Genomic DNA, 6,627 nt, shown 5'->3' on the forward strand with positions numbered 1-6,627 from the left:
AGGCTAACTAAACTGACCGGTCAGTTCAAATAAGATGCCGGTGGTGTGATGAACGAGACGCGCCGGCAGGTTCAGAGGCCGTAGGCCTCCAGCAGGCGGAGCCAGACCTCGCTGATCGTCGGATAGGAGGGCACGGCATGCCAGAGCCGGTCCAGCGGCACTTCCCCCACGATCGCGATGGTGGCCGCGTGCAGGAGTTCGGCAACATCCGGGCCGGCGAACGTGGCGCCCAGCAGCACTTTGCGGTCCTCATCGATGACCAGCTGCGCCCACCCTTCGTAGTTTTCGGCATGCAGGGAGGAGCCGGAGACCTGGATGGGAAGCTCCACGGTGGAGGCCCGGAAGCCGCCCTTCTCGGCCTGCGCCTTGGTCCGGCCGACGTTCGCCAGTTCGGGGTCGGTGAACACCACGTTCGGCACCGCGTGGTCATAGGCCGTCTGGGCAAAGCCGGTCCACGGTGCCGGCTCGCCGGTGAGCTCGCCCTTGGCCCGGGCGGCAATGGCGTCGCCGGTGGCCCGGGCGCCGTACTTGCCCTGGTGCGTCAGCATGGCCCGTCCGGCGGCGTCGCCTGCCGCGTAGAGCCACGGGGTGCCGGAGGCCTCGTTTTCTGCGGCGCGGTGGACTAGGCCGGTGGCATCGGTGGTGAGCCGCAGCGGGCCGCCCTCCGGCGCGGAAATCCCGACGCTGTCCAGGCCGATCCCCTCGAGGGCGGGGTGCCGGCCGGTGGTGACCAGCAGTTTGTCGGCCGTGAGGCTCGCACCCGCGGCTGCCCCTGCGCCGGCGCTGGTACCGCCCCCGGACCCGCCGTCGAGCATGACGGTGAGGGAACCGTCGTCGTTCTCGCTGACGCTGCGTGTACCGGTATGGAGGCGGAGGTCGACGCCGTCGGCGCGCAGTCCGGCAGCGACCAGTTCGGCGGCCTGCTCCGGGAAGGCGCCCAGGAGGGCGCCGCGGGCAACGAGCGTCACGGCCGCGCCAAGGCGGGCGTAGGCCTGGGCCAGTTCGACGCCGGCCACCCCGCCGCCGAGCACGGCGAGCCGCTCGGGAACTTCGCGGGCGGACGTCGCCTCCCTCGTGGTCCAGTATTCGATGTCCTGCAGCCCCTCGACCGGTGGCTGGTTGGGGGCGGATCCCGTCGCGACCACCACGGCGTGCCGGGCTGTGAGCGCGTAGCTGTTGCCGTCCAGCCCGGCCACCTCCACCTGCCGCGGGGCGGTGATCCAGCCGTGGCCGCGGATCAGATCTATCCCGGTGTCTTCCACCCATTTGACTTGGCTGTCGTCCTGCCAGTTCGAGGTGAAGTAGTCCCGGCGCTTGAGGACGGCGGCCACATCCAGGGTTCGGGTGACGGCCTCCAGGGCGCCGGGGACGGTCTGCGCGCCGTGCAGGGCGGTGCCCGGCCGCAGAAGCGCCTTCGACGGCATACACGCCCAGTAGGAACACTCGCCGCCCACCAGCTCAGCCTCGATCAGCACCGCCGTCAGGCCGCCGCGGACCACGCGGTCCGCCACATTTTCCCCGACGGCGCCCGCGCCGATCACAATGACATCGAATTCCCGCTCGAGCCGTAACGTCATGGCACCAGCCTACGCCGGGGCCTTAGCGCGCTCGGGACGGGCGCTGGGGCGGGCGTTCCGGGCGCCGTCGCGGCCGGGGCCCGGCTTAATGTGCCGGGCAAAGCCCTTTGCAGGACCGGGGACCATCGATACTGTTGGGACCATACTTGGGGGAGGAGGCGGCGATGGCCGCAGGAAATATCACAGCAGGCAAGACCCTGCCGATGGCGAGGTTCAGTGCGCAGGCCCGGCTCCGGGCGCTTCAGACGGACATCCTGGAGCTGATCCTCGAACGCGATCTTGTTGCCGGGGACCCGCTGCCCACGGAGAGCGAGCTCACCGCCGCTCTCGGCGTCGGCCGCAATACGCTGCGGGAATCGCTGAAGGCGCTCCAGGCGGTGGGAGTCATTGAGATCAGGCACGGCTTTGGCATGTTCGTGGCCCCGAGCAACTTCGAGGCACTGACCGACGGCCTCACTTTCCGTGCGCGGTTGTCGCTGCGCCACCACGGCGAAGAAGCGATGCAGCTCGTCGATGTCCGGCAGGCGCTCGAATCCGGCCTGGTCGGTGCCGCGATGGACAAGATCACGCCCGAACAGCTGGCCGCAGTGGAGGAATCGGTCGAGCGCATGGAAGCCTCGGCCGCTGCCGGGGAGCCCTTCATCGAAGCCGACGCGGAGTTCCACCGCCGGCTGTTCGAGCCGCTGAACAACGAACTCCTGATCAGTCTCATGGACGTTTTCTGGAAGGTCTACCGCCGGATCCACCTCGAGGTCGGCAGCCTGTATGCGGTGGACCTTCATGAAACCGCCGCGCTGCACAGGGAGATCTACGAGGCTGTTGCCTCGGCGGATAAGGTCCTCGCTGCCGAGCGGCTCAACAGCCATTTCGATGGAATCCGCAGCATCATCGCCCAGACAACGGCCTGACCGCCTGATTCGCCGTCAACCCGCGTCGATTGCTCCGTAGCCGCCCTTTTGACCCGCCAGAAGGGCAGTTATGGAGCAATCGAGGGTTAGCGGACTGGAGGCCGAAGCTTAAAACAGAAGATCCGCCCCGGCGAACCGGGGCGGATCTTCTTCTGTTGTGCGCCCAAAGGGATTCGAACCCCTGACCTTCTGTTCCGTAGACAGACGCTCTATCCAGCTGAGCTATGGGCGCATTCTCGGCTCTTGGGGAACTTCTCGCTCCCCGAACCTCGAATTACTTTACGCGAGCCCGGGCCCAGTTACAAATCGAAACGGGTGTAATTTGGGCAACTAGACCGGTCTACGTGACCTTAGTCACAAAAAGTGCTACTGTTCACCGGCAACTTCCTTGGATTTCCGCGGTTTTTGATTCGCACAGCCCTGGTCATCCCATGTCCGGGCCCAAAATCGGCACCCTGGCGAGCCCTAGCATTTAGGACACACCACTGAACCCGAGGAAGGGAACCGTAATGGGAGATCTGGCGCGACTGCCGTTGCTTGAAAAGGCACCCACCACACATGCCGGTCTGCTGGCATGGGTTGAAGAGGTGGCTGAACTGACTCAGCCGGACCGGATCTACTGGGTTGACGGCTCGGAAGAGGAAAACACCCGGCTGACCGATGAGCTCGTTGCCGCGGGCACCCTGACCCGGCTGAACGAGAACCTGTTCCCCAAGTCCTTCGCAGCCTTCTCCGACCCGGCCGACGTGGCGCGCGTTGAAGAGCAGACCTTCATCTGCTCCGAGAACAAGCGCGATGCAGGGTTCACCAACAACTGGATGGCACCGGCGGAGATGAAGGAGAAGCTGCGCGGCCTGTTCGCCGGCTCCATGCGCGGCCGCACCATGTACGTCATCCCGTTCGTGATGGGCCACCTGGACGCCGAGGACCCCAAGTTCGGCGTGGAGATCACGGACAGCGCCTACGTTGTCGCCTCCATGCGCATCATGGCGACCATCGGCACCGAGGTCCTGGACAAGATCACCGCCACGAACGCGTTCTTCGTCCCCGCACTGCACTCCCTGGGCGCACCGCTGGCCCCGGGACAGGCTGACGTCGCATGGCCCTGCAACCCGGACAAGTGGATCGTGCACTTCCCGGAGGAGCGCTCCATCTGGTCCTTCGGCTCCGGCTACGGCGGCAACGCCCTGCTCGGCAAGAAGTGCTACGCCCTGCGCATCGCCTCGGTGATGGCCCGCGACGAAGGCTGGCTGGCCGAGCACATGCTCATCCTCAAGCTGACCTCGCCGGAGAAGAAGAACTACTACGTCTCCGCCGCCTTCCCCTCCGCCTGCGGCAAGACCAACCTCGCCCTGCTGGATCCGACCATCGAGGGCTGGGAAGTCGAAACCCTCGGCGACGACATCACCTGGATGCGGATCGGCAAGGAAGGCGAACTGCGCGCCACCAACCCGGAGGCGGGCCTGTTCGGCGTCGCCCCCGGCACCGGCTGGGGCACCAACCCGAACGCCATGCGCGCCATCGCCAAGGGCCACAGCATCTTCACCAATGTGGCCCTCACGGACGACGGCGGCGTGTGGTGGGAAGGCATGACCGACGAGGTCCCGGCGCACCTGACCGACTGGCAGGGCAACTCCTGGACGCCTGATTCGGACAAGCCCGCAGCCCACCCGAACTCGCGCTTCTGCACCCCGATCTCCCAGATCGACATGCTGGCCGAGGAGTACTACAGCCCCGACGGCGTAGAGCTTTCCGCCATCCTCTTCGGCGGCCGCCGCAAGACCACGGTTCCCCTGGTGACCGAGGCCCGCAGCTGGACCAACGGCATCTTCATGGGCTCCACCCTGTCCTCCGAGACCACGGCCGCGGCGGCGGGCCAGGTGGGCGTGCTCCGCCGGGATCCCATGGCCATGCTGCCCTTCATCGGCTACGACGCCGGCGACTACCTGAAGCACTGGATCAGCGTTTCGTCCAAGGCCAACCCGGCGCGGCTGCCCAAGATCTTCCTGGTCAACTGGTTCCGCCGCACGGCCGACGGCGACTTCGCCTGGCCCGGGTTCGGCGACAACGCGCGTGTCCTCAAGTGGGCCATCGAGCGCATCGAGGGCAAGGCCGACGCCGTCGAGACGCCCATCGGGTTCGTGCCGGCCGGCCACGCGCTGGACCTCACCGGCCTGGACCTGACCCACGCCCACGTTGAAGACGCCGTCCGCGTCGACCCGCAGGAGTGGGCCACCGAGCTGGCCTCGATTGAAGAGTGGTACGCCAAGTTCGGCGACTCCCTGCCGGAGGCCCTGCGTACCGAGCTGGAAGGCCTGAAGGCCCGCATGGCAGCCCAGCAGTAACAAGTACCGGCCAACGAACAGCGGCCCCGCACCTTGCGAAAGGTGCGGGGCCGCCGTCGTCTAACAGAGGCCTCCGCCGCCTGGGCCCACACTGCCGAGAGACCCCCAACGAGCGTGCGAGTTTGGGGAGGTGGCGGGGAGGGTCTCCTGGCTGAGCGGAGCGAAGCTAGGGAGGCGGTGGGGACTTAGCTGGCGAGCCAGATGTCCGGGCCGAAGACCTCGTAGTGGATCTTCGTGGCCGGGATGCCGGCGTTGATGGCTTCGTTGCGGATGTTCTTCATGAACGGCAGCGGGCCGCACAGGTACAGGGACGCGTTGGCGGGCAGGTCCACTTCGCGCAGCGACATGAAGCCGGTCCTGGCCCCCGCTTCCGGCTGCTCGAGCCAGAGCTGGAGGTCGGCGCCGTCGAGGCGTTCGACGTCGTCGGTCATCTGGGAGCGCAGCGCCCAGCTGTCCAGGGTGCTTTCCGCGTGCAGGACCAGGACCTGGCGGTCCGAGCCGGACTCGGCGAGGGAGCGCAGGATGGACGCCGTGGGGGTGCAGCCGATGCCGGCCGAGGCCAGGACCACGGGGCCGTCGCCCTCCTTGAGCGTGATTTCGCCATAGGGGTTGGAGATTTCGATGACGTCGCCGACCTCCACGGTGTTGTGCAGCACGGGGGAGACCTCGCCGCCGTCGTCGAGCTTCGTGGTGAAGCTGCGGCTGGTGCCGGCGTCGCCGGAGAGGGAGTACTGGCGGACCTGGCGGAGTCCGTCCGGCAGGGTGACTTTGACGCTGACGTACTGGCCGGGGAGGGCCGCGGTGATGGGGGTGTCGTCGGCCGGTTCCAGGGTGAAGGTCATGGAGCCGGTGCCGGCGGGGGTCTTGGCGGCAACCTTCCAGGGGGTCCACATCTCGCCGTTCGCCTGGGCGGCGTAGAGGCCTTTCTCGAGCTTGATCAGCGCGTCCGCCATGAGCCAGTAGACCTCGGTCCAGGCCTCGGCGATTTCCGGGGTGATGACCTCGGCGAGGTCCTCGGCGATGGCGGCGAAGAGGTGCTCGTAGACCACCTGGTACTGCGGTTCGGTGATGCCCAGGGAGGCGTGGCGGTGCGCGATGCGGGACAGGACGGTCTCGGGCAGGGTGCCTGGGTTGTTCACCAGGTGGGTGGCGAAAGCGGCGATGCTTCCGGCCAGGGCCTGCTGCTGGTTGCCGTTGCGCTGGTTCGAGCGGCTGAAGAGCCCGTCCAGCAGTTCCGGATGCGCGGCGAAGAGCCGGGCGTAGAACTTGGGGGTGATCTCGCCGATGCGGGAACCGACCAGCGGCAGGGTGGCCTCGATGACCGGGAAGGACTTGTCCGAGAGCATGCTGACTCCTGAGTTAGTGGCCCGGGGTCTTCAACCGGACCGCGATGTGAATACTAATATTTGAAATGCGAGTATTTACACCTCAGTTCTACATGCCGTAGAAGAGTGATGCAAATCGGGCGGGCTCAGGGCCGTGGCTAAAGTCCGGGACTAGATGAGTGAGTCCGTATTCGTTTAGTGGTCGTAGGCGATGAGTGAGCGTTTGCGGGGCGCGTCGATGTGCCAGTTGTGCCAGATACCGGCGGCGAGTGCGAAGAGTCTGGCCGCGACTCTGGCATAGACCCCGGCGAGGGTCCGTCCGCCGTGCTGTTCAAGGGTGAGTTGACCTTTGAGGGTGTCGAAGACGGATTCGATCCATTGCCGGATGCCGCCGAAGTTCCCGAAGCGGTGCTTCTCGTCTTTGCGGTCGGGCCGGATCAGGGTGGCGCCGAGATTTTCTGTGATGAATTGT

Annotated in this window: 4 protein-coding genes, 1 tRNA gene and 1 pseudogene; 2 read left to right on the forward strand and 4 right to left on the reverse strand. The window is 66.6% G+C overall.

What is annotated here, in order from left to right; genetic code table 11:
- Positions 1-71: 71 nt before the first annotated feature.
- Entirely contained in the window at positions 72-1,577 is a 1,506-nt protein-coding gene (locus BLR03_RS19840; protein ID WP_091255906.1) for a dihydrolipoyl dehydrogenase family protein, read from the reverse strand.
- A gap of 164 nt (positions 1,578-1,741) precedes the next feature.
- Here BLR03_RS19840 and BLR03_RS19845 point away from each other — a divergent pair, with 164 nt between their 5' ends.
- Entirely contained in the window at positions 1,742-2,485 is a 744-nt protein-coding gene (locus tag BLR03_RS19845) for a FadR/GntR family transcriptional regulator (protein ID WP_091255908.1), read from the forward strand.
- A 158-nt stretch (positions 2,486-2,643) separates the two neighbouring features.
- Here BLR03_RS19845 and BLR03_RS19850 read toward each other — a convergent pair.
- A tRNA-Arg gene (locus BLR03_RS19850) sits at positions 2,644-2,717 on the reverse strand.
- 277 nt (positions 2,718-2,994) lie between these two features.
- On the opposite strand from BLR03_RS19850, the gene BLR03_RS19855 reads away from it, so the two are divergent.
- Positions 2,995-4,830, forward strand: a complete 1,836-nt coding sequence (locus tag BLR03_RS19855) for a phosphoenolpyruvate carboxykinase (GTP) (RefSeq protein ID WP_091255910.1) — start codon at positions 2,995-2,997, stop codon at positions 4,828-4,830.
- A gap of 185 nt (positions 4,831-5,015) precedes the next feature.
- On the opposite strand, the gene BLR03_RS19860 is transcribed toward BLR03_RS19855, so the two are convergent.
- On the reverse strand, positions 5,016-6,176 hold the full coding sequence (locus BLR03_RS19860; RefSeq protein WP_091255912.1) for a globin domain-containing protein: 1,161 nt from the start codon (positions 6,174-6,176) through the stop codon (positions 5,016-5,018).
- A gap of 174 nt (positions 6,177-6,350) precedes the next feature.
- Positions 6,351-6,627, reverse strand: a pseudogene (locus BLR03_RS19865) (IS982 family transposase); the annotation flags it as partial.

The sequence above is a fragment of the Arthrobacter sp. ok909 genome (genome assembly GCF_900104405.1).
Classification (GTDB): Bacteria; Actinomycetota; Actinomycetes; order Actinomycetales; family Micrococcaceae; genus Arthrobacter; species Arthrobacter humicola.

What these genes read in the sequence shown, in the direction of transcription:
- BLR03_RS19860 (WP_091255912.1), bottom strand. Translation starts at nt 6,176, where the DNA reads ATGCTCTCGGACAAGTCCTTCCCGGTCATCGAGGCCACCCTGCCGCTG.
- BLR03_RS19855 (WP_091255910.1), top strand. Translation starts at nt 2,995, where the DNA reads ATGGGAGATCTGGCGCGACTGCCGTTGCTTGAAAAGGCACCCACCACA.
- BLR03_RS19840 (WP_091255906.1), bottom strand. Translation starts at nt 1,577, where the DNA reads ATGACGTTACGGCTCGAGCGGGAATTCGATGTCATTGTGATCGGCGCG.
- BLR03_RS19845 (WP_091255908.1), top strand. Translation starts at nt 1,742, where the DNA reads ATGGCCGCAGGAAATATCACAGCAGGCAAGACCCTGCCGATGGCGAGG.